The organism is Leclercia adecarboxylata (assembly GCF_023639785.1).
Lineage (GTDB): Bacteria > Pseudomonadota > Gammaproteobacteria > Enterobacterales > Enterobacteriaceae > Enterobacter > Enterobacter adecarboxylatus_D.
Map to the genome: position 1 here is coordinate 2886169 of NZ_CP098325.1, position 21606 is coordinate 2907774.

19 protein-coding genes are annotated in these 21606 nt (G+C 58.8%); 1 reads left to right on the top strand and 18 read right to left on the bottom strand.

Annotation, left to right across the window (positions count from 1 at the left end):
* Positions 1–186 precede the first annotated feature (186 nt).
* The 16 genes from flhE to NB069_RS13850 all read right to left on the bottom strand — a co-directional run bounded on the left by flhE (position 187) and on the right by NB069_RS13850 (position 16739).
* Entirely contained in the window at positions 187–579 is a 393-nt protein-coding gene (flhE, locus tag NB069_RS13775; RefSeq protein WP_250584406.1) for a flagellar protein FlhE, read from the bottom strand.
* Positions 579–2657 carry a flagellar biosynthesis protein FlhA gene (gene flhA / locus NB069_RS13780; RefSeq protein ID WP_250584408.1) on the bottom strand — a complete coding sequence of 693 codons (2079 nt, stop codon included), beginning with the start codon at positions 2655–2657 and terminating at the stop codon, positions 579–581. The genes flhE and flhA overlap by 1 nt, the downstream gene beginning before the upstream one ends.
* Positions 2650–3798, bottom strand: a complete 1149-nt coding sequence (flhB, locus tag NB069_RS13785) for a flagellar biosynthesis protein FlhB (protein WP_250584410.1) — start codon at positions 3796–3798, stop codon at positions 2650–2652. The genes flhA and flhB overlap by 8 nt, the downstream gene beginning before the upstream one ends.
* Before the next feature lie 108 nt (positions 3799–3906).
* The gene (locus NB069_RS13790; protein WP_250584412.1) at positions 3907–4482 is read right to left on the bottom strand and encodes a helix-turn-helix transcriptional regulator; all 576 of its coding nucleotides are present in this window, start codon (positions 4480–4482) and stop codon (positions 3907–3909) included.
* A 77-nt stretch (positions 4483–4559) separates the two neighbouring features.
* Positions 4560–4784, bottom strand: a complete 225-nt coding sequence (locus tag NB069_RS13795; RefSeq protein ID WP_250584414.1) for a hypothetical protein — start codon at positions 4782–4784, stop codon at positions 4560–4562.
* 363 nt (positions 4785–5147) lie between these two features.
* A complete protein-coding gene (gene cheZ, locus NB069_RS13800; protein WP_250584416.1) occupies positions 5148–5792 on the bottom strand; it encodes a protein phosphatase CheZ in 645 nt (214 codons plus the stop codon).
* A 10-nt stretch (positions 5793–5802) separates the two neighbouring features.
* On the bottom strand, positions 5803–6192 hold the full coding sequence (gene cheY, locus NB069_RS13805) for a chemotaxis response regulator CheY (RefSeq protein WP_039030844.1): 390 nt from the start codon (positions 6190–6192) through the stop codon (positions 5803–5805).
* A gap of 16 nt (positions 6193–6208) precedes the next feature.
* Positions 6209–7258 carry a protein-glutamate methylesterase/protein-glutamine glutaminase gene (locus NB069_RS13810; protein WP_250584418.1) on the bottom strand — a complete coding sequence of 350 codons (1050 nt, stop codon included), beginning with the start codon at positions 7256–7258 and terminating at the stop codon, positions 6209–6211.
* On the bottom strand, positions 7255–8121 hold the full coding sequence (gene cheR, locus NB069_RS13815) for a protein-glutamate O-methyltransferase CheR (RefSeq protein WP_250584420.1): 867 nt from the start codon (positions 8119–8121) through the stop codon (positions 7255–7257). The genes NB069_RS13810 and cheR overlap by 4 nt, the downstream gene beginning before the upstream one ends.
* Before the next feature lie 19 nt (positions 8122–8140).
* Positions 8141–9742, bottom strand: a complete 1602-nt coding sequence (gene tap / locus NB069_RS13820) for a methyl-accepting chemotaxis protein IV (protein ID WP_250584422.1) — start codon at positions 9740–9742, stop codon at positions 8141–8143.
* A 44-nt stretch (positions 9743–9786) separates the two neighbouring features.
* Complete coding sequence (tar, locus tag NB069_RS13825) at positions 9787–11442, bottom strand: methyl-accepting chemotaxis protein II (protein ID WP_250584424.1); 1656 nt, start codon at positions 11440–11442, stop codon at positions 9787–9789.
* 84 nt (positions 11443–11526) lie between these two features.
* Positions 11527–12492: a Csu type fimbrial protein gene (locus NB069_RS13830; protein WP_250584426.1), complete on the bottom strand. Its 966-nt coding sequence runs from the start codon at positions 12490–12492 to the stop codon at positions 11527–11529.
* Positions 12489–14873 carry a fimbria/pilus outer membrane usher protein gene (locus NB069_RS13835; RefSeq protein ID WP_250584428.1) on the bottom strand — a complete coding sequence of 795 codons (2385 nt, stop codon included), beginning with the start codon at positions 14871–14873 and terminating at the stop codon, positions 12489–12491. The genes NB069_RS13830 and NB069_RS13835 overlap by 4 nt, the downstream gene beginning before the upstream one ends.
* Positions 14849–15607 carry a fimbrial biogenesis chaperone gene (locus NB069_RS13840; protein ID WP_250584430.1) on the bottom strand — a complete coding sequence of 253 codons (759 nt, stop codon included), beginning with the start codon at positions 15605–15607 and terminating at the stop codon, positions 14849–14851. The genes NB069_RS13835 and NB069_RS13840 overlap by 25 nt, the downstream gene beginning before the upstream one ends.
* Before the next feature lie 16 nt (positions 15608–15623).
* Positions 15624–16172, bottom strand: a complete 549-nt coding sequence (locus NB069_RS13845; protein ID WP_250584432.1) for a Csu type fimbrial protein — start codon at positions 16170–16172, stop codon at positions 15624–15626.
* A gap of 15 nt (positions 16173–16187) precedes the next feature.
* Entirely contained in the window at positions 16188–16739 is a 552-nt protein-coding gene (locus NB069_RS13850) for a spore coat protein U domain-containing protein (protein ID WP_250589519.1), read from the bottom strand.
* A gap of 447 nt (positions 16740–17186) precedes the next feature.
* On the opposite strand from NB069_RS13850, the gene NB069_RS13855 reads away from it, so the two are divergent.
* Entirely contained in the window at positions 17187–18446 is a 1260-nt protein-coding gene (locus NB069_RS13855; RefSeq protein ID WP_250584434.1) for a dicarboxylate/amino acid:cation symporter, read from the top strand.
* A gap of 613 nt (positions 18447–19059) precedes the next feature.
* On the opposite strand, the gene cheW is transcribed toward NB069_RS13855, so the two are convergent.
* Both cheW and cheA read right to left on the bottom strand, forming a co-directional pair.
* Positions 19060–19563: a chemotaxis protein CheW gene (gene cheW / locus NB069_RS13860; RefSeq protein ID WP_032611989.1), complete on the bottom strand. Its 504-nt coding sequence runs from the start codon at positions 19561–19563 to the stop codon at positions 19060–19062.
* A 21-nt stretch (positions 19564–19584) separates the two neighbouring features.
* Positions 19585–21603 (bottom strand): chemotaxis protein CheA, encoded by a 2019-nt coding sequence (gene cheA / locus NB069_RS13865; RefSeq protein WP_250584436.1) that lies wholly within the window; start codon positions 21601–21603, stop codon positions 19585–19587.
* Positions 21604–21606 lie beyond the last annotated feature (3 nt).

The following is a 21606-nucleotide window of genomic DNA, read 5'->3' on the forward strand; positions in this document are numbered from 1 at the left end:
AGCGATCCATCGTTGACAGGTATCTGTCATATTCTCTCATTGCGTAGCCTACCCTGCCCGGATGATGACATCCAGCAATCTTCTTTTCATGACCACGGCAGAAAAAAACAGGGAACAGAGAGGAACAGCAGAAAGGAGAAAGCACATCATGCCGTTCAGATCCGGGGAACTGAACGGCGCAGGCCGTTAGCGGTAGTTAACGATCACTTCGTTACGCTGTACCTTCAGGGCGGGGATCAGGCGACCGCCGCCGGGAACTTCCCAGATAAAGCGCAGCGGCTCAACGGCAGGCACGTTATTGAAAGCGTGTGTCGTGCCGCTGGCCCCGTCCAGCTCGGTGCAGCGCGTCTGGGAGCATAACCGCACCCGCAGACCGGCGGGGATCGGGCCATTCAGCTCGTAGCGCCAGGCCACCAGGGTCATCAGGCCCGATACCGGCTGCTTCGCCGAAAGCGGGCGTGACGAGGCCGCCACGCCGCGGTTGTTCAGGGTCAGGCCGATGCTGCTGTCCTGCCATGCCCCCTCCCCTGCGGCCTGGGCCATCATCGGCAGGGCCAGTAACCAGAGTAATTTACGCATCACTGGCCTCCAATGCTGGCGGTCATGCGGATGTGGCGATTGTCCGACAGCTCCATATTCGACAGCACAACCAGCTGCGTCAGGCTGCGGCGCAGGAAGCGGGACAGCAGCGGACGCAGGGCGTGATTGACCAGCAGCACCGGCGGCGCGCCAAGCATCTCCTGGCGCTGCAACGCCTCCTGGGTTTGCGCCAGCAGACGATCCGCCAGCCCCGGCTCCAGACCGCCGCCGCCCTGCAGCGCCTGCAGGAGCAGTCGCTCAAGCGGCGTGTCGAGCCCAATAACCTGCACTTCGCCGGTGCCCGGGAACCACTGCTGGGTAATGGCGCGGCCCAGCGCCACGCGCACCACCGCCGTCAGCTCGTGCGGATCGTTTTGCAGCGGCGCATGCTCGGCCAGGGTCTCCAGAATGGTACGCATATCGCGGATCGGCACTTTCTCGTCGAGCAGGTTCTGCAGAACTTTGTGCAGCGTGGTCAGGGTCAGGACGCCCGGAACCAGATCTTCGGTCAGCTTCGGCATCTCCTGGGTTACCCGATCGAGCAGCTGCTGCGCCTCCTGGCGACCAAACAGCTCCGCCGAGAACTGGCCAATCAGGTGATTCAGGTGCGTTGCCACTACGGTACTGGCTTCCACCACCGTATAGCCCTGGATTTGCGCCTGCTCTTTCAGGGCGCTTTCAATCCAGATTGCGGCCAGGCCAAAGGCCGGGTCGATGGTCTGTTCGCCAGGCAGCGTCCCCGCCGCCGTGCCCGGGTTAATCGCCAGCCAGCGGCCAGGATAGGCGTCACCGCTGCCGATCTCGACCCCTTTCATCAGAATACGGTAGCGCGCAGGGGGCAGATCCATATTGTCGCGGATATGCACCACCGGCGGCAGGAAGCCCATGTCCTGGGCGAATTTTTTACGGATACTGCGGATACGCCCCAGCAGCTCGCCGTCCTGCTGGAAATCAACCATCGGGATCAGGCGATAGCCCACTTCCATCCCCAGGGAGTCTTCCAGCTGGACGTCATTCCAGGTGGCCTCCACCGCCTGGGTATTTTCCGGCATTTTCACCGGGGCAGGTTCGGCTTTCGGTTTGGCGTCGCGGCCACGCAGCCACCAGGCCAGCCCCAGCAGCGCGGCGGTAAACAGCAGGAAGACGAAGTTCGGCATGCCCGGCACCAGGCCCAGCAGGCCGAGTACCGCCGCCGACAGCATCAGCACGTTCGGGTTGGCGAACAGCTGGGTCACCATCTGCTCGCCGACGTCCTGGTCGGTGGCGACGCGGGTGACGATCACACCCGCCGCGGTGGAGATTACCAGCGCCGGGATCTGGGCAACCAGACCGTCACCGATGGTCAGCAGGGTATAGCTCTCTGCCGCCTGCCCCATCGCCATGCCGTGTTGCAGCACACCGACCAGCAGGCCGCCCACCACGTTGATCACCATGATCAGAATACCGGCGATGGCGTCGCCGCGAACAAACTTACTCGCACCGTCCATCGAACCGTAGAAGTCGGCTTCCTGGGTCACTTCGGCACGGCGTTTTTTCGCTTCATCTTCGCCAATCAGACCCGCGTTCAGGTCGGCGTCAATCGCCATCTGTTTACCCGGCATCCCGTCCAGTACGAAACGTGCGCCCACTTCTGCGATACGCCCCGCACCTTTGGTGATAACCATAAAGTTGATGATCACGAGGATGATAAATACCACGATCCCGATGGCGAAGTTGCCGCCCACCAGGAAGTGGCCGAAGGCCTCAACCACCTTACCTGCCGCCGCGCCGCCGGTATGGCCCTCCATCAGAATGATACGGGTGGAGGCCACGTTCAGCGCCAGGCGCAGCAGCGTGGTGAACAGCAGGATCGTCGGGAAGGCGGCGAACTCCAGCGTGCGCTGGGTGAACATCGCCACCAGCAACACCATAATGGAGAGCGCGATGTTGAAGGTGAAAAGCAGGTCGAGGATAAATGCCGGTAGCGGCAATACCATCATCGACAGAATTAGCAGGATGAGGATCGGCCCGGCCATGATCTGCCATTGGGTCGATTTCAGGTTGCCAGGCAAGCGTAACATTGCCACCAGATTAGCCATCAGAGTCCTTCTCGTTCATAAAATCCAGCGCGGCAGGCACCGGGAGATTCTCAGGTTTCACAGGCCGTTGACCGCCCGCCAGACGCCAGCGTTTCAACTGCCATACCCAGGCCAGTACTTCCGCTACCGCGGCGTACAGCTGGCCTGGGATTTGTTGTCCAATTTCCGCATGCCGGTAGAGCGCACGCGCCAGCGGCGGGGCCTCCAGCATCGGAATACGATTTTCATTACCAATTTCACGGATGCGCAGCGCGATAAGCCCTGCCCCTTTCGCCACCACTTTTGGCGCACTCATTTTGTCTTCGTCATACTGCAGCGCAACGGAGTAGTGGGTCGGGTTGGTGACGATAACATCCGCTTTTGGCACATCCTCCATCATCCGGCGACGTGCCGCGGCGCGCTGCATCTGGCGAATACGCCCTTTGACGTGCGGGTCCCCTTCCATCTGCTTATGTTCATCCCGGATGTCCTGGCGGGACATGCGCAGTTTTTTAATGTGGCTGTAAATCTGGAAGAAAACGTCAAAACCGACCATCGGGATGATGGAGAGCACCACCAGCAGAGAACAGAGCCCCACCAGATTAAGCGCGTTGCGCATGGCGGTGAACGGCGATTCGCTGATCAGACGCATCATCTCCGGCCAGTTATGCCAGATAAAAAAGCCCGCCACGCTGCCCATCAGCGTCGTTTTCATCAGGGCTTTCAGCAGTTCGGCGGCAGACTGCGCAGAGAACATTCGCGCAATGCCGGGCAGCGGGTTCAGTTTGGAGAATTTAAACTGCAGCGACTTACCGCTAAAGACCAGCCCGCCCAGCATCACCGGCGACACGATAGCCACCAGCACCACGCCGGTGATCAGAGGCAGCAGCGCGACCATCGCGCCTTTGATCAGCAGGATAATCTGGCTGAGGATCAGGTTTGGGTCGTTGACCATGCTGTGATCGAAGCGCAACCCGGCTGAGAGCATGCCGGCCAGCCTGCGGGCAAGGGACTCCCCGCCTGTCCAGATAATGCACACGCCGACTAATAAAATCAGCAGCGAGGTCAGTTCTCGGGATCGGGGTATTTGCCCTTCCTCACGCGCTTTTTCAAGTCGGTGGGGTGTGGGGGCTTCTGTTTTGTCGTCGCTGTCTTCTGCCACGGCAAGCATCTCGCAGGTAGAGGTCTGGACGATATGATGCCAAAGCCGCGCGTGACCAATGGGTTAATTAGGGGCGATAAAAGGGCTGATTTAGGCTATTCGGTCGTATCAGCGAGGGGGTTTAACCTGCTCAGCTTGTTTGCGACGACGTGCCACCAACGATGAGGCGAGGGATTCAATCTCTTTAAAGTCCTTTGAGGCGCTGCTTCTTAGCACCATATTCCACTTGCTGAGTACTCGCGCATTCACCACCAGCTCGCTCCCCTCTTTCAACCGGCCATTGCTGGCAAGCCAGTTCGCTACATCTGCCCACTCCCAAAGTGGGGACTGGCCGGTAATTCGCTGAATGGGGCAAGGAAAATCGCCGCCGCCGCGCGTGCCGTCTTTCAGCATGGCGATAGCCTGGCGAGACAGGTCGGTCATTTCCGCGATGTCGCTCAGGCCGACCAGGGCAGAGTCGACAGACTGTACGATCGCCCCGATGCCAGCCGATTCGATGTCGTTGACCGCTGAGGCGATAGCATCATCTAAGGTTTCAGCCTCCCGATCAAAGGTGAGATAGACGGAGTTGCCATATGCGCAGATTAGCGCATCGTCACAGCCGCTTGCATACAGTGCGTCTTCCAGTCCTTCAGTCCCGCAGGTTACGCCTGAGAGGGTCAGAGTGAAGTTAAACAGCGCCATAGTACCTCTTCATTTTGTTGTTAGCGTCACTTCTTAATCGATAAGGCATGGCCGCAACCACGCCTTACCGGGCTAAATCAAAGGCAATGTTTTACGTTGCGGATGATTTGCAGGGCATGGTTTTCTGCATTTTTCGGCGTCGACCATATACTCATCTGGTGATCCCAATGATCGCCTTCTGGGTTACCACAGCGCAGCTTGCAAAAGCAGTGCGCTGAATGTCCCGGCGGAACCCAAACCCAACCCTTACTCAGGGCATAATCGATAGCCCTCTGAATATGCTTGTTCGGATGTCTCTTCATTGGCCTCCGTTAACAGAAGTCTATTTTGAGTGTTGACACTTGTCAACGTAAAATAGTCATGCGTCCGTGTCGTCACTCGCCTGAAATTGCTGTCTACGGCCAGCAAAAACCCTGAAAAGACTAACAGAATTCATTATTAAAAACGGGGTGACGTCGTGGCAGATTGCCAAATCTGGAAAGCGGATCGTAATGAGGGATGAAACAGATGCGCAAAGAAAAATGCCACCTGTGCAGGTGGCGTTTCTGCCGGGTGGCGCTGCGCTTACCCGGCCTACAATATCCTGCAATATCGACATATTGTGGGGTCTTTGTAGGCCTGTGCAAGCGCAGCGCCGCCAGGCATTTTCAGCCGAGCGTAGGTTATCAGAAGCCTAAGCTGTCCAGCAGGTCGTCCACCTGATCCTGGCTTGCCACGACACCGGCTTTGGTGGTGTCGAGCTGTGGGCCATTCAGCAGGCTTTCGTTTTCCCGTTGCGGACGCGCGGAAGGTTCCGGCATGTTCTCCAGCAACACCATCAACAGCTGGCGCTCAATCTCCTGGATGACGTCCATCATGCGCTTGATCACCTGACCGGTAAGGTCCTGGAAATCCTGCGCCATCATGATCTCCAGCAACTGCGCATTGGTGAAGCTGGTATGACCCGGTACGGCACCAAGGTACTGACGAGTGTCGGTGACCAGCTCGCGGGCGTCGGAGAGTTCGATTGGATTTTCGAACCACTCGTCCCAGCGTTTGGTCAGCGCTTTTGCGCCCTTTTCCATCTCGTCCTGATGCGGCTGAGACGCTTCAACACTGTTCAGCGCACGCTCTGCCGCCTGGGCAGTCATCTGTACAACATAATCAAGACGATCGCGGGCATCAGGAATCGCTTCCGCTGCCTCTGCAATCGCCTGATCCAGTCCCAGCTCACGCAGGCTGTCGCGCAACATACGCGTCAGGCTGCCGATCCGGGCAATTATGTCGCCGGGTGAATGCTCATCCGTAGGTTTAATCGAAGGCTGCATCATCTCCCGTACCTCACATGCCGAGTTTCTCGAAGATCTTACCGAGTTTTTCTTCCAAAGTTGCAGCGGTGAATGGCTTCACCACATACCCGCTTGCGCCAGCCTGGGCCGCAGCAATGATGTTCTCTTTCTTCGCTTCGGCGGTGACCATCAGCACAGGCAGAGAGGCCATGGCGCCATTCGCGCGAATGGTTTTGAGCAGCTCCAGACCGTCCATGTTCGGCATGTTCCAGTCGGAAATGACAAAACCAAAGCCGCCGGCATTCAGTTTGTTCAGCGCATCAACGCCGTCTTCTGCTTCTTCAACGTTGTTAAAACCCAGCTCTTTCAGCAGGTTGCGCACAATGCGACGCATGGTGGAAAAGTCATCCACAACCAAAAACTTGAGCTCTTTGTCCGCCATAAAACTACACTCCTCGTTAAATACGTATTGCCTGTCCGGCACTGATTTTCGCCAGCATTTGCTGACTAACCTGACTGAGATCGACCACTTCGCTGACGCCACCCATATTGATGGCCTCGCGCGGCATGCCGAACACCACACAACTTGCTTCATTCTGCGCGATGGTCCAGGCGCCAGCCTGGTGCATCGCCAGCATGCCGGCGGCGCCGTCGTTGCCCATCCCCGTCAGGATCACCCCAACGGCGTTGCGCCCCGCGTGTTTCGCCACCGAATGAAACAGTACATCCACCGACGGACGGTGCCGGTTAACCGGCGGCCCGTCATGAATTTTGATTTGATAGTTTGCGCCGCTGCGCGCCAGCTCCATATGCTTGTCACCCGGGGCGATATAGGCATGCCCCGGCAAAACGCGCTCGCCATCTTCCGCCTCCTTCACGCTTATCTGACACAGCTTATTCAGACGCTCCGCGAACGAACGGGTAAAGCCTGGCGGCATATGCTGAGTAATCAGAATACCGGGGCTGGAGAGCGGCAATGGCTGGAGTACATGGCGAATTGCCTCTGTTCCCCCGGTAGACGCACCGATAACCAGCAATTTTTCCGAACTCAGCAGCGGGCCGGCTTTCAGCGTGGTGGGCGTCGCCAGCGGCTTATGCTGGGCCACCCGCGCTCTGGCCGCGGTACGGATCTTCTCGGCGATCATCTCGCTGTACGCCAGCATCCCCTCGCGAATGCCGAGCTGCGGTTTGGTGACGAAATCCACCGCCCCCAGCTCCAGCGCCCGCAGCGTGATTTCGGACCCTTTGCCGGTCAGCGAAGAGACCATCACCACCGGCATCGGGCGCAGACGCATTAACTTCTCCAGGAAATCGATGCCGTCCATACGCGGCATTTCGACATCCAGCGTCAGCACGTCGGGGTTATATTTTTTGATTAAATCCCGGGCTACCAGCGGATCGGGGGCCGTCGCCACCATTTCCATGTCGCTGTGGCTGTTGATAATCTCGGTCATGATCTGGCGCATTAACGCCGAATCATCAACTGACAAGACCCTGATTTTACTCATGCTTTATCCTTACTCAGCGCATATACCGTCTGGCCACGCAGGCTAAACTCGCGCACAAGATTGCTGAAGTTCTCCGAGTGCCCGGCAAACAGTAAACCGTCAGGTTTGAGCAACGGAACAAAGCGGCGCAGGATCTCCTGCTGCGTCGTTTTGTCGAAATAAATCATCACGTTACGACAGAAAATAGCGTCAAACGGGCCCGCCACGCTGTACTGCTTCTCCAGCAGGTTGACCATGGAGAACTCCACGGCATTCGCCAGTTCACTCCGGACCCGCACCAGCCCTTCGTGCGGACCAGTACCGCGCATGAAGTAGCGCTGAAGCTGCTGGGGTGACAGCGTTTTCAGCTCCTCCTGGCGATAGATCCCGCTCTGCGCTTTTTGCAGCACCTCGGTATCGATATCGCTGGCGATCACCTTCCAGCGGCCCGGCGCGGTGCCCAGGGTGTCCGCCAGGGTGATGGCGAGCGAGTAAGGCTCCTCCCCGGTCGACGCCGCCGCGCTCCAGACGCGGTACTCCCCGCTGCGGCGGCGCGCATGCTCCGCCAGCACCGGGAAGTGATGGGCTTCCCGGAAAAACGCGGTCAGGTTGGTGGTCAGCGAGTTGATAAACGCCTGCCACTCTGCGCTGTTCGGGTTTGCTTCCAGCATCCCCAGGTAGCGGCCAAAATCATCCAGTTCGAGCGTTCGCAGGCGACGCACAAGACGGTTGTAGACCATGTCCCGCTTGTGATCGGCAAGCACGATCCCCGCACGCTGGTAGATTAACTGACATATCCGACGAAAATGCGCATCGGACAGCGCAAGGCGCTGTGTCATCTGTAACAATAATGACGATTGCCCTGAGGGCAGTGGTGATGTCATAGCGCCTTCTTAATCACTTTCAGGATCCGACTGGTACGGTCTGCGACCGCCCGACTTCTGTTACTGCTTCAACACGTTCATTCACATTAAAAACAGCCACCAGCGAGGTAAGATGATCCGCCTGGCCGGCTAACTGGTCGGTGGCCGCCGCGGCCTCTTCTACCAGCGCGGCGTTCTGCTGGGTCACCTGATCCATCTGGCTTACCGCCAGCGCCACCTGCTCAATGCCGCGGCGCTGTTCATCGGATGCTGAGGCGATTTCGCCCATGATGTCGTTCACCTGGGTGACCGAACTGACAATCTCGGTCATGGTTTTCGCCGCGGTGTCCACCAGCTCAGAACCCTGCTGGACGCGCGACACCGACTCTTCAATCAGCACCTTAATCTCTTTTGCCGCATTGGCGCTGCGGCTCGCCAGGTTACGTACCTCGCCGGCCACCACCGCAAAGCCACGCCCCTGCTCGCCCGCGCGGGCGGCTTCAACCGCCGCGTTCAGCGCCAGAATATTGGTCTGAAACGCAATGCCGTCGATCACGCTGATAATGTCGCCAATCTTTTGCGAACTGGTGGCAATCTGATTCATGGTGTTCGCCACGTGGGAAGCCTGTTCGCCTCCTTTCCTTGCCGTCTGCGCCGCACTCTTCGCCAGACCGGACGCCTGACGGGCGTTGTCGGCGTTCTGGCCGACGGTGGCGGTCAACTGCTCCATGCTGGCCGCCGTTTGCGCCAGCGATGCCGCCTGCTGCTCGGTGCGGGAAGAGAGATCGTTATTGCCTTCGGCGATTTCGGCGATCCCGGTGTGCATGGCGTAGCTGCCCTGCCGCACCTCGGAGACCGTCTCACGCAGCGATCCCTGCATCGCTTTCAGGCTGGCGAAAATTGCCGAAATTTCGTTTTTACCGTACACCGCCACCGGCCGCGCCAGATCGCCTTTCGCAATGCTGTCGAAATGGCTGCTGATGATCGCCAGCGGCTGGACAATCATCTTGCGCGACCAGAGCAGCGCGGCGCTGGTCAGTAACGCCGCCAGCACAATCATGGTGGCGAAAATCACGCCGGACATGTGGTAGCTGTTGCGGCTGTCGTTACTCGCCACCTGCACAAAGCTGTTCATCTCCTGCTGCCAGGCGTCGGTGCTGGCATCAAACGCCGCCTGGGACGCCTGCACCGGCGCGGTGAGGAAATCGGACAGCTGGTTGTTTTCAAGCCAGGTGGCCTGATGCTCCAGATCGCTGTGCCACTGGGTGAAGGCGCCCTGCATTGCCTTCTTCAGCCCGGCGTCTTTGGCACTTATCGCCGCCTGGTCGTTGAACGTCCTGTAGAGCTCGCCCGCCTGCTTCAGGCTGCTGCGCGCGGTGGTCATCAGCCCCTTGATGTCATCGGGCGGATAACTCAGCGCGGTTAAGGTCCCCGCTTTATTCAGGGCCGTACTGGCCTGCAACAAGACTGCCCGGCTCTGGGTAAGCAGCGCGCGCTGCTGATTGCTGCTCTCCATCTCCTGCAGATTCTGATAACCATCGCGAAAAGCCCAGAACGACAAGCCATTACTGCCAACCTGCAACACCCCGCAGAGAATCAAAATCAAAAACAGGGTGGTCGAGATACGAATACGATTTAACATCCACGCTCCCATATAGCGGCCAGCAGCCGCGAATTAACGTACGATCAAAATGTTTCCCAGTTCTCATCTTTTCCGGTTGCCACTGCGCGTACATAAGCCGGTGCATTGACCGGCGCGGCCGGTTGCTGGCTGACGCGCGATGAAACCGTGTTTGTTGGTATAGAGGTAAGTCGAAACGCCGAGACGGCCATCTTCAGACGGCTCGCCTGCTCTTCCAGCTGTGCCGCAGCGGCTGCGGACTCCTGAACCAGCGAGGCGTTTTGCTGTGTGACACGATCCATTTCCGATACCGCCAGGGCTACCTGGTCGATACCACGACTCTGCTCATCCGACGCAGAGGCGATTTCACCCATGATGTCCGTTACGCGGGTAACGGCATTCACGATGTCATTCATGGTTTCGCCCGCGCTCTCTACCAGCACCGAGCCGGTGTCAACGCGCGCGACAGAGTCCTCAATCAGGGCTTTAATCTCTTTTGCCGCGTTTGCGCTGCGGCTGGCAAGGTTACGCACTTCGCCGGCGACGACCGCAAAGCCGCGGCCCTGCTCCCCGGCGCGCGCCGCTTCTACCGCCGCGTTCAGCGCCAGGATATTGGTCTGGAAGGCGATGCCGTCGATGACGCTGATGATGTCGGCGATCTTCTTCGAGCTGCCGGCGATGTCGTGCATGGTTTTCACCACACCGTCCACTACCTTGCCGCCGCGCTGGGCGGTTTCAGAGGCACTGTTCGCCAGCTGTGACGCCTGGCGGGCGTTGTCCGCATTCTGCTTCACGGTGGCGGTTAACTGCTCCATGCTGGCTGCGGTCTCTTCCAGCGCCGACGCCTGTTGCTCGGTACGGGAGGAGAGATCGTTGTTACCCATCGCGATTTCGCTGGTACCGGTATAAATGGCATCGGAACCCTGACGCACGTTGGTCACCGTCTCGCTGAGCGAGCGCTGCATATGGTCTACAGTGACGGCCAGTTGGGTGATTTCGCTGCGCCCGGCGATGGTCAGGGTCTGGGTCAGATCGCCGCTGGCAATGTGACGGATGTGGTCGATGACGCGGTTTAACGGGTTCAGCAGGGTATGACGAATACCGTACCAGACGCCCACCAGTACGATGGCCAGCGCCAGGGCCAGGATGCCCATCTGCCATTTGGCGAAGGTGTAATCCTTCACGCTGGCATTGTAGGCGTTCTGGTTACGCGCGTCGGACGCGGCGACATACTCCCGCAGGGCAGTACCCAGCGCGTTCTGTTTTGACTGGGTCGCCTGGGCGAAATAGGCGTCCATATTGCCGTTATCAAGGAACTGGATCAGCTCCGTCAGCGCCGCGGCATAGTCCTGATATTTGTCATTGATGGCCTGGCTCACCTGCTCCATTGAAGGCTGGGGTGCGATGGCGCTGTATGCTTTGAAGTGTTTTTCCGCTTGCGCAAGCGTCGTGCGGGCGCTGTTCATCAGCTCAGTTTGCTGATGCGAAGGATCGGACACCATGCGCGCGGAGGCGCGGCTCAGGTTGATGCGCGTTTGCAGCAGGTAATCCCAGCTGGAGGTGATTTCACTTTGTTGAACCCGGAACGCGTTAGAGACTGCGAAACTGTCCTGGTTGGCCTTAATAGACGAGAAAAACAAACTGCCGGAAACGAGCTGCAGCAAAGCGAACACAGCCAGCACTAACATCAGCATGGTGACAACGCGCATACGGTTCAACATACAACACCTTCTCATAGATTTGTTCTCGGTGTTATCGGCACAACTGACAGGAACTTTACATTTGCGAAAGGGAAAAGCGGAGGTTCAGAACGCGACGTCGACCACGAGAGTATCGCTGTAGTTGCCCGCGGGCGGCGTGGTCTGGTTGGGAAGGACACGGGCGGTGTAGTTATAGCTGCGTAACAGGCCATCGGCGCTGACCTGCGAGGAGGCCCCGCTGGACCAGCGTTCGCTGCCGCTGCTGCCCCAGCGGTTGGCGGTAGCCTCTTTATAGATTTCATAGCTCATGCGGTTGTTGCCGCTGGCCATCCGGCGCACGTTGTTGCTGGCGTTGGCGCCGTTATTAATCCCGATGGTGTAGACGCTGCCCTTGGTGCAGGTGACGGAGATCGCCTGCGAGACGGTGGGAAAATTCTGCACCAGCGGCGCGCTGTTAAAGTTGACGTTCGGGGTGGTCATCGCGCTGCAGTCGTTGGTGACGGTCATGTTGAGAGTGAGGCTGGTCAGGGCGGTACCGGTTTGCGGGGTGGTACAGAGCCCCAGCACGCCAACGGAGCAGACGCTGTAACTGACGCTGAAGTTAAGCGTCACCTGATAGGGTCCGGCGCTGACGTTCTGCCCGGCGACGGTGCGGAAATAGAGTGGGATACTGTACTGCGCGGAACCGAGCAGATTTAACAGCGTCGAGCCGCTCCAGGTGTAGGCCTTGCCGATCTGCACTTCGCTGCTGGAGGCGCACCCGGACTGGCCACACAGCCGGGTGGGGATCGCATCGGTAATTGTGGCGTTATCGGTACGCTTCATCGTCGCCCGGTTGTTGGCAGAAAGTGTGGCCCCGGTGAAGGTCAGAGTCACCGAATCGTTGGTAAGCAGGTTGAGCACCCTGTCGCAGTTCACTACCAGGGTGCCGGTGGTTGCCACTTCATTACTGCCGCTCAGGGCGAAGGACGTCACGCTGCCAAAGCTGGCGTTGACGGTGCTGACCCGGCACGCGCCCCAGCTGGTGGCAGAAAACAGCAGCAGGAACAGCACCAGCAGCAGGCGTTTCATGGTTCCACCCGGCAGGTCAGCGGTCCGTAGGTTTGCAGCTTATGCTCCGGGTTGGCGGCCAGTGTCAGGGTAACGTGGCAGCGTTTGCCCGCGGGCGTACTGACCTCGAGGGCGTTCACATCCGCCAGATCTTCCAGCCAGGCGAGCCCGTCATAGCCGACCACCACCGGCGCCCTGCCCGGACGCCGCACCTGGCTGCCAAGGGGGATCGCCTCCCCGGCGCCATCGTGGAGGATCACGCTGGCGACCCGCTCCTGCTCCATCGGGAAGTCGACCAGATAGCCGCTGTTGCGCCGCAGGGCGATGCGCCGTTCGGTCTCTTTCAGGCGGGTGTCAGCAGGCAAATTGAGGGTGTTAATGCTGTAGCTCGCCGGATAGTAGGCCGATACGCCGCTAATCAGCAGATAACCGTTGCGGTTGGTTTTGCCCACCGGCTGGTTTTCATAGCTGACCGGCACGTCCGGCTGCCCGTCGGTGCTGACCACCACAAAGGCGTCGTTGATTTTGTTGGCGGCAAAGAGTTCGCCGTCCATCAGCACCAGCGAGCCCATCGCCTCGCCCCACCAGGTCATCATGTCGCGCTCGCCGTAGCCACCGCCCTGCAGCTCGATGTTGTTATTACGCCACCCCAGGGTCGCCTGCTGATAGTTGCTGGCTTTTGACTGGCGCGCCCACGCCATATTCCAGCTGAAGCCGCCGTCGGTGGGCATCGAGTGGTTGTAGTTGAGGCGCTGGGTGCTGCCGGCATCCGGGGTATTTTCGAAAGTGACGGCGGCGCTGTCGCGCTCGCCAAGGGGGATCTGCAGCGACAACGCCACCGTCCAGTCGCCCTGCTGCTGATCCCGGCTGGCGGCAAGATAAATACTGCTGCTGCCCCACAGGTTACGGCTCCAGGAGAGGTTCAGCAGCTCGGTTTTCTGGTCATCAAAGCTCTGCACCCCGATCCATGCCGCCCCGATATTGCCGTAATCGCCCATATTTAAGGTGAGCGAATACTGATCGGTATTGCGGCTCAGGCTGGCGACAGGCTGGTCGTGTTCATCGTAAACGGTGGGCTGATCGTAAAGCGCCAGGTTACCGAAGCCGCGATCCCGGCGGCTGTGCTGGGTGGCAATACTGAAGGCGTTGGTGCTGTACTGATAGCCCCAGTTGATCTGCCCCCCGGTATCGCCGCGCATTTTGCTCTGGGTCCAGGCGCTGTTCACCACCCCGAAGCGTCCGAGCTTAACGATGGTTCCCGCCCCGCCGAGGGCCAGCTCCTCCGCCCCTTCGGCGTGGCCTTCCAGAGTCAGCCAGTCGGTCAGGCCGTAGCGATAGGAGCCGCTGCCCGCCGCCGGGCCGTAGTCAAAATTTTTGATACCGTAATTGCGCCGCAGGCTGCCCAGGGTCACGGCTCCGTCGCTGAGCCCCTGTCGCAGCAGATCGCTGGTGACGTAGAACGGCAGCGTGGTACTCACCTGGCGCCCCAGCGCATCGGTGGTGACCAGAACCGCATCCCCGGCACCGTTGATGTAAGGCAGATTGGTGAGGGTGAACGGTCCCGGTTGCAGGCGGGTGGAGCCCGCCCGGTAACCGTTGACAAACAGATCTACCGAGGTAGGCACTGCCGCTTCGCCGGAAAACTCCGGTAGCGGCCAGGTGACCAGATCCGGGCGCAGGGAGAAATCCCGCCCGTAGCTGATCCCTCCCATGCGCACGCTGCTGCTCCAGCTCAGGGCGTCGCTGATCACATCCCCGGCGGTCCAGAGGGTGGCATCTTCTTCATCGGTGAACATCAGGGTGGTGTCGTAGCGGACATACCCCTCCTGCTGCCCGCTGTCGCCGGAGAGATTTTCCCGAACGTAACCGGTGGAGGATAGCGATCCCCGGTTGTCAAAATAGCGGAACTCGTGCCACAGGGCAGCCTGGCCGCCGCTGTGTTCGGTGTGGTTGGTGTAAAAATCGTAGTTAAGCAGCGCCCCTTTGCCATAGTGGGGCGTGCTGCGCGCCATCTGACCGCTGAAGGGGGTGACACGCGCCCCGACCCACTCCCGGGGCACGCTGAGCAGCAGCCGTTGGCCGGTGCTGTCGTACTCGGTGCGCACCCCCTCAAGACGGCTGACGTTCACCTCGCCCGGCGGCACATGTTCGGCGGGCAGCCCGGCGCGGCGCAGATCGGCGCTCGCCACGAGGTACTCGTTCTGCCGCCGGGTGACGGGCACCACCAGCCCGGTGTCGTAATGGTTGAGGATCAGCGCCAGCTGGAAGACCGCCTCGTCATTCACCGACTGCGGCGCAGGCGGCGGAGGCAACATATCGTCACCGGGATCGGCCCAGCTTGCTGAACTGACGCAGAGCAGGATAAGCATCGACGGCTTCAGTTGACGGGGGCCGACTGCCATTCGGTATCCCTGGCATTAATCTGCGCCCGCATCTGGCCCGGCTTGTCGATTCCGGACGGCAGCGGCCAACTGCGCGTGCTGCCCGGAAGCACGTATCCCAGCAGGCCATCGGCGAGGGTGCGCTTCTGGCTTCCCTGTTGTAGCGTGACCTGGCTTAGCCGGACATGCACATTGCCCTGGTTGCGCACCTGCAGGGCCGGTTTGCCATCGTCGCGGATCACCCGCCAGTTCAGATCCCGCGTTTCGACCAGGGCGTGGTGCGCCCCATCCTTGATGGTGGCAATGCCCTGACCGTAGACAAACAGCGGGATGGAGTAGCGCATCTGCAGTTTCAGCCCCATCTGCGGCGTCTGGTTATCCTGCGGCTGGGGGATCTCATCCACGATGATGCGGTAGGCCTGCTCCACTCCGGCCGGAACGTTGCTCTGTTTGATCAGGCGGATTAACTGTTTGCTGCCCTTCGCGATGGTCACGATCGGCGGGCTGGCGACGACATCCTGCTGGGCGGTGTAGCGTTCAAGACCGTTCTCCTGACGCCAGCGCACGATCCTCACCTGCATGGTGGTGGCGCTGTTGCCCTGGTTCTGCACCCACAGCTCCGTCGCTTTGGTGTCGGCGGAGAGCCAGGGATCGATAGGCCACAGCAGAATGGTTGCCGCCCCGTGGGCGGTGTTTAGCGTTGCACCCAGCGCCATCAGCAGGCACAGCGTGCGGTATCCTGGAATTGCCTTCATCGTCCTTCTCCCTTTATCACCATGACAAGGTCACGGTGAGTTGATCGGAATAATTTCCGGCCGGGCTGAAGCCGGTCAGAAGCGCCACACCAAAAAGCGGTAGCGCAATGTTGTTGCTGTTGGTGTAGGCCACGGACACCGCCTGGTTCACCCCGATCTCACTGTTGGCCGCCAGTGAACTGCTGCTGTAAAGGCGATACGGTACCTGGCTTGTTCCCCCGGCCCGCTGCATATTGCGCACCGAGGTGTAGTGCTGCCCGCCGTCAATGCTCATGCTCAGCGCCACCCCGGGGGTACAGGCGATGGTGAGGGAACCGTTCGGCACAAAGCTGGTGTTGACCTGCCCCCGCTCAACCCCGCTATGGGTGCCAAAATCCAGGGTACCCAGCAGGCCACCGCTGCCTGCGGCGACTGAACAGCCGGGAGTGATAGTGGCGCTCACCTGAAAGGATTGCGTCGTCACCGCATGGCCGTTTCTCACCGCAAGCAGCAGCATGCTCAGGATAAAAAAAGCGCGCAGTTTGCCCTCTCCCGCATAACGGAGCGTTAGTAGGTTCACGCTCATTAAAATGTACTGGCGTTAATAGGTGACGCTGACGTTGATGGTGTCGGTGTAGGTGCCAGGTACCACGGTGACGCTGTTACCCCCGCCGGTGATGCGGCCGTACAGGGTATAGCTGTCGACGCCCCCGGCGGTGGAGGTCACCGGCAGCGGCGCGTTATTGGCGATGATGTTGTTAAACCCACCGTCGCTGAAAAGGCTATAGGCCACGCCCTGGCTGGTATCGGCGGCATTCACCAGGTAACGCGCAGGGGTGCCAGGCGTCCCGATCACGGTGCCGGGCGCCGTGGAGTTGGTGTTGCCGGTAATGGCGACCGTGTAGCTGGCGGTGGTGCATTGAATAGTAAAAGTGTTCCCGCCGCTGGCCCCGGTGAGCTGGGTGGTCAGCGTGGAAAAGGTGGCCGGATGGGTACCAAAATCAAGGGTACCGAAGTTAATGCCATCCTGAGTCGGGGAGCCGTTAATCAGGCAGCCGTTGGTCAGGGTTAAGGTTGCGCCAATGGTGCCGCTGCTGGTGACGGCCTGGGTATTGCCGGACGCCACTGCCAGAAGTCCGCCGCCTAACAGCATCAGGAGTTGTTTATTCATTTGTTGCCCTCCGGAACATGTCACATGGGGTTATCACCGTTTTCTGATAACGCTCAGACTGTTAGCACCCATCATGCTGCTGTCCGGGTGGTTATTGTGAAATTTAGTTTATGGTTCGTTGCTCAACCACTTTTTACGCCCCCACTCATACTTTTACCGTATTGACATAAATTTACTAATTAAAACAATTAAGTAAGAAAATGCATCGCCGATTATGTAAGCAAAACGGGAAGATATATTGGTTAAAATGTGATCTGCATCACGATATATCGTTAAAAAGCCACCAACAAAATTTATAAATATTAAAAAAATATTGAAATGACGCCTGAATTACTTCAATTTAGGTAACCGATATATTCATGAGCTGAATAATAAAAAAGAGAAAAATCAGCAAATTAATTTTAACTTATTGAAATCGGGGTATTTTGGGTGGCAAGTGCAAACAGACTCACGGTCTTTATCGTGATCTTTATGCTGGCGGGCATTTTGTCCGGGGCGATGATTCATGAGTATGCATCGGCAGAGGCCATCGCGGCCTGGTCAGACAATATAACGTTACTGACTGACATATTTTTGCGACTGATTAAGATGGTGATCGCGCCGCTGGTATTCAGCACCCTGACGGTGGGGATTATGCGTCTGGGCGAGACCGCCACCATCGGGCGCGTGGGCGGTAAAGCGATGGTCTGGTTTATCAGCTCGTCGGTGCTCTCCATCCTGGTCGGTCTGTTTATTGTCACCCTGCTCCACCCGGGCAGCGGTCTGAATCTGGCTATTCCGGCCGGAACGGTTGAGACCGGGCTTGCCACCGGCGGCATGACCCTGAAGGGTTTTCTTTCCCATACCATCCCCACCAGCATTGCCGGAGCGATGGCCAATAACGAGATCCTGCAGATCGTGGTGTTCTCCATGTTCTTTGGCATTGCCGGGGCTTCGCTCGGCGAGAAATTCAACGCCCCGCTGGTGGCGGCGCTGGATGTGGTTTCTCACATCATGCTCAAAGTGACCGGCTACGTGATGTACGTCGCGCCGCTGGCGATCTTTGCCGCCATCTCCTCGGTGATCGCTACTCAGGGGCTGGGGATTTTGCTGAACTACGCCTCGTTTATTGGTGGCTATTATCTGGCGATTGTTCTCACCTGTCTGGTACTGATGGCAGTGGGTTACATGGTACTGAAAAACGAGATTTTCCGGCTGGTCAGCATGCTGAAAGATCCGGTGCTGGTGGCCTTCACCACCAGCAGCTCTGAAGCGGCTTATCCGAAAACGCTTGAGCAGTTAACCCGCTTTGGCTGCTCGCGCAATATCGTCTCGTTTGTGCTGCCGATTGGCTATTCGTTTAACCTTGTCGGGTCGATGGTTTACTGCTCGTTTGCCTCGATGTTTATCGCTCAGGCCTACAATATTCATCTCACCTTCTCAGAAATCACCGTGCTGATGCTCACCCTGATGCTGGCGTCAAAAGGGATTGCCGGGGTACCGCGCTCGGCGCTGGTGGTGCTGGCCGCGACGATCCCGAGCTTCCATATTCCGGTGGCGGGGATCCTGTTGTTGATGGGGATCGATCATTTCCTGGATATGGGGCGTTCAGCGATTAACGTGCTGGGGAACGGCGTGGCGACGGCGATGCTGGCGCAGAATGAGGGGCTGTTAGAAGACGGTGAATTGGTCGAACAGGAAGTTTGCTAGTTCAGTGAAAAGGTTCCGTTCACCTTATGTTCAGCAGAATATGAGGTGAACAGAACCTGTGAACGTGATAAGGGGGCCACCGCGGCCCCCTTATCAATCCCCGCGGCCCCGCGACGAAATCGGTGCTTCGCACTACGCTCACCTCCCGACCGACTGCCTGCGGTCGGCTCAACTCGACATCCTGTCTCGATTCGCCTCTGGCCGCCATCCCTGGCGTCCAGCCCTTGTCAGCCGGTCTCCGGTTCGCCGATTTCAGCGGGGACTCAACACCCGTGCCACATTCAAGCCGCAAAGAAGGTTAAGGGATCGTGAGTCCGGCTGAAAATCGCCGAAGCGTTTCCTGTAGGCCGGGGCGAGGCGCATGGATGCGCCGAGAGGGCGTGACCTACATGGATGTAGGATCACGCCCGACCCGATAGCCGGAGGGAATAAGCTGAGGGCACCGCGAAGCGGCGATTTTCCTGGCCGGGAGCCGGGATTGTAAAGGGGGCGGCGGTAGCCCCCTTTACACGTTCACCGCAGAAGAACAGACATGTTGCTGTGAAGCCTTAGTGAACGGAACGATACCACTATGGCAACATATAACTTAAGGTCAGCCTGGCGGCCAGCCTCATCAGGCCACGTGACTCGCCGCCACATCCAGCAGCGCCATCTCATCGCTGTTCAGCAGCTTCTCAATATTCACCAGAATCAACATACGATCCCCAAGCGCCCCCAGACCGGTCAGGTATTCGGTAGACAGCGTGACAGCAAACTCCGGCGCCGGGCGGATCTGCTCGGCGGTCAGGGAGAGCACGTCGGAAACGCCATCAACCACGATCCCGACCACGCGCTGGCCAAGGTTGAGCACGATCACCACCGTGTTGTCATCATACTCAACGTCGCCCTGGCTGAACTTCACGCGCAGGTCAACGATAGGCACGATAACGCCACGCAGGTTGGTCACGCCTTTAATGAAATCTGGCGTGTTGGCGATGCGGGTCACCTGATCATAGCCGCGGATCTCCTGCACCTTCAGAATATCGATACCGTATTCTTCGTCACCTAAGGTGAAAACCAGGAATTCCTGCCCTGATGGCTCGCCGGCCAGCTTGGTTACATTACTCATACCGGTCATTTTTTTACCTTCTTAACTGAATCAGGCGGCTGTGTGCGCCATACGTTGTTCACGATTTAATCCCTGAAGCGCCGAAACATCGACGATCAGCGCCACACTACCATCCCCAAGGATGGTGGCGGCTGAAATGCCAGGTACTTTGCGGTAGTTGCTTTCGAGGTTCTTCACCACCACCTGATGCTGACCAATCAGCTGATCGACCAGCAGAGCGTAGCGGCGGCCTGCGCTTTGCAGAATGACCACAATCCCCTGCGTGGCTTCGGTTTTGGCACCGTCCACGTCAAACACTTTCCACAGTTCCACCAGCGGCAGGTATTCGCCACGCACTTCCAGCACGCGCTCGCCGCCTGCCAGCGGATGCAGATCTTCTTCACGCGGCTGGAGTGATTCCATCACCGCGTTCAGCGGCAGGATGAACACTTCGTCCGCGACTTTTACCGACATGCCGTCGAGGATCGCCAGCGTCAGCGGCAGCAGAATGCGGATGGTGGTGCCAGAGCCCTGCTTCGACTTGATCTCAACGTGGCCGCCCATCTCCTGGATGTTACGTTTCACCACGTCCATGCCCACGCCACGGCCGGAGACGTCCGTCACCTGCTCAGCGGTGGAGAAGCCCGGGGCGAAGATCAGCATGCCCACTTCTTCGTCGGTCATGTTTTCGCTGACCGCCATCCCCTGGGAGATCGCCTTCGCCAGAATACGCTCGCGGTTAAGTCCCGCGCCGTCATCGGTCACTTCGATGCAGATGTTGCCGCCCTGGTGTTCCGCGGAGAGGATCAGGTTGCCGACCGGAGATTTTCCTGCCGCAACACGGTTTTCCGGCAGTTCGATCCCGTGGTCAAGGCTGTTACGCACCAGGTGCGTTAACGGATCGATAATGCGTTCAATCAGGCTCTTATCCAGCTCGGTGGAGCTGCCCATCAGGGTCAGCTCAATCTGCTTGTTGAGCTTACCGGCCAGATCGCGCACCAGACGCGGGAAGCGGCTGAAGACGTACTCCATCGGCATCATACGGATGGACATCACCGATTCCTGCAGGTCGCGGGCGTTGCGCTGCAGCTGGCCCATGCTGGTGATCAGATCGCCATGGTTGACCGGGTCCAGCTCGTTAGAGCGCTGGGCCAGCATCGACTGGGTGATCACCAGTTCGCCCACCAGGTTGATCAGCTGATCCACCTTTTCAACGGCCACGCGGATACTGGTCGATTCGCTGGAACGTGCGGCCGGCTTTTCGCGCTCGCCACGGTTTGGCGCGGCGGATTCGCCCGGAACGGCTTTCAGCGCAGGGGCGGCAGGCGCTACCGCCGGAACCTCAGGCGCAGCAACAACCTCAGCGGCTTCGGCCACCGGTGCATCAATAGCCGCTTCAAAGTCGATCTGTTCAGGTTCAATGACAAAACAGAGCACCGCGACCACGTCATCTTTGCTGATGCCGCCGTCGAGGTTAGCCGCCAGCGTGTCTTTGCCTTTCACCACGTTGCTCAGGGTGGCGAGATTGCTCAGCTCTTCTTCGAGAAGGTTAACTTCGCTCTCTTTCAGACCGGACAGCACCACCCGCAGGCGGTCGTCGGCGGCGGGTGTGGCCACCGGGGCCGCATCCACGACGCTCAGTTTTGCCGGGCTGACGGCAACGGCTGCCGTTTCGCCTTTGGCTTCCAGCGCTAACTGACGCAGCGCGTTGCAGATATATTCAAAGCTGGCAGCGTCCGGCTCTTCCGAGCTTTTATAGGCATCGAGCTGTTCCTGCATAATGTCTTTCGTTTCCAAAAACAGGTTAATAATGTCGGTATTGAGCTGCATCTCACCGCGTCGGGCTTCATCAAGCAGGTTCTCCATCAGATGGGTGGTCTCCTGCAAAACGGTAAAGCCAAACGTACCGGCGCCCCCTTTAATGGAGTGAGCTGCACGAAATATGGCGTTAAGCTGCTCTGAATCCGGTGCCTCAGGCACCAGATCCAGCAGATGTTGCTCCATATCCGCCAACAGTTCGTCGGCTTCATCAAAAAATGTCTGGTAAAAATCGCTAATATCCATGCTCACGCT

Bases quoted from the DNA above. Each gene is read 5' to 3' on its own strand.
- cheW (WP_032611989.1), bottom strand. From the start codon at position 19,563: ATGACCGGTATGAGTAATGTAACCAAGCTGGCCGGCGAGCCATCAGGG.
- cheY (WP_039030844.1), bottom strand. From the start codon at position 6,192: ATGGCGGACAAAGAGCTCAAGTTTTTGGTTGTGGATGACTTTTCCACC.
- flhE (WP_250584406.1), bottom strand. From the start codon at position 579: ATGCGTAAATTACTCTGGTTACTGGCCCTGCCGATGATGGCCCAGGCC.
- tap (WP_250584422.1), bottom strand. From the start codon at position 9,742: ATGTTAAATCGTATTCGTATCTCGACCACCCTGTTTTTGATTTTGATT.
- NB069_RS13835 (WP_250584428.1), bottom strand. From the start codon at position 14,873: ATGGCAGTCGGCCCCCGTCAACTGAAGCCGTCGATGCTTATCCTGCTC.
- NB069_RS13845 (WP_250584432.1), bottom strand. From the start codon at position 16,172: ATGAGCGTGAACCTACTAACGCTCCGTTATGCGGGAGAGGGCAAACTG.
- flhA (WP_250584408.1), bottom strand. From the start codon at position 2,657: ATGGCTAATCTGGTGGCAATGTTACGCTTGCCTGGCAACCTGAAATCG.
- cheZ (WP_250584416.1), bottom strand. From the start codon at position 5,792: ATGATGCAGCCTTCGATTAAACCTACGGATGAGCATTCACCCGGCGAC.
- NB069_RS13795 (WP_250584414.1), bottom strand. From the start codon at position 4,784: ATGAAGAGACATCCGAACAAGCATATTCAGAGGGCTATCGATTATGCC.
- cheR (WP_250584420.1), bottom strand. From the start codon at position 8,121: ATGACATCACCACTGCCCTCAGGGCAATCGTCATTATTGTTACAGATG.
- NB069_RS13840 (WP_250584430.1), bottom strand. From the start codon at position 15,607: ATGAAGGCAATTCCAGGATACCGCACGCTGTGCCTGCTGATGGCGCTG.
- NB069_RS13810 (WP_250584418.1), bottom strand. From the start codon at position 7,258: ATGAGTAAAATCAGGGTCTTGTCAGTTGATGATTCGGCGTTAATGCGC.
- NB069_RS13850 (WP_250589519.1), bottom strand. From the start codon at position 16,739: ATGCTGTTAGGCGGCGGACTTCTGGCAGTGGCGTCCGGCAATACCCAG.
- NB069_RS13790 (WP_250584412.1), bottom strand. From the start codon at position 4,482: ATGGCGCTGTTTAACTTCACTCTGACCCTCTCAGGCGTAACCTGCGGG.
- NB069_RS13830 (WP_250584426.1), bottom strand. From the start codon at position 12,492: ATGAAACGCCTGCTGCTGGTGCTGTTCCTGCTGCTGTTTTCTGCCACC.
- tar (WP_250584424.1), bottom strand. From the start codon at position 11,442: ATGTTGAACCGTATGCGCGTTGTCACCATGCTGATGTTAGTGCTGGCT.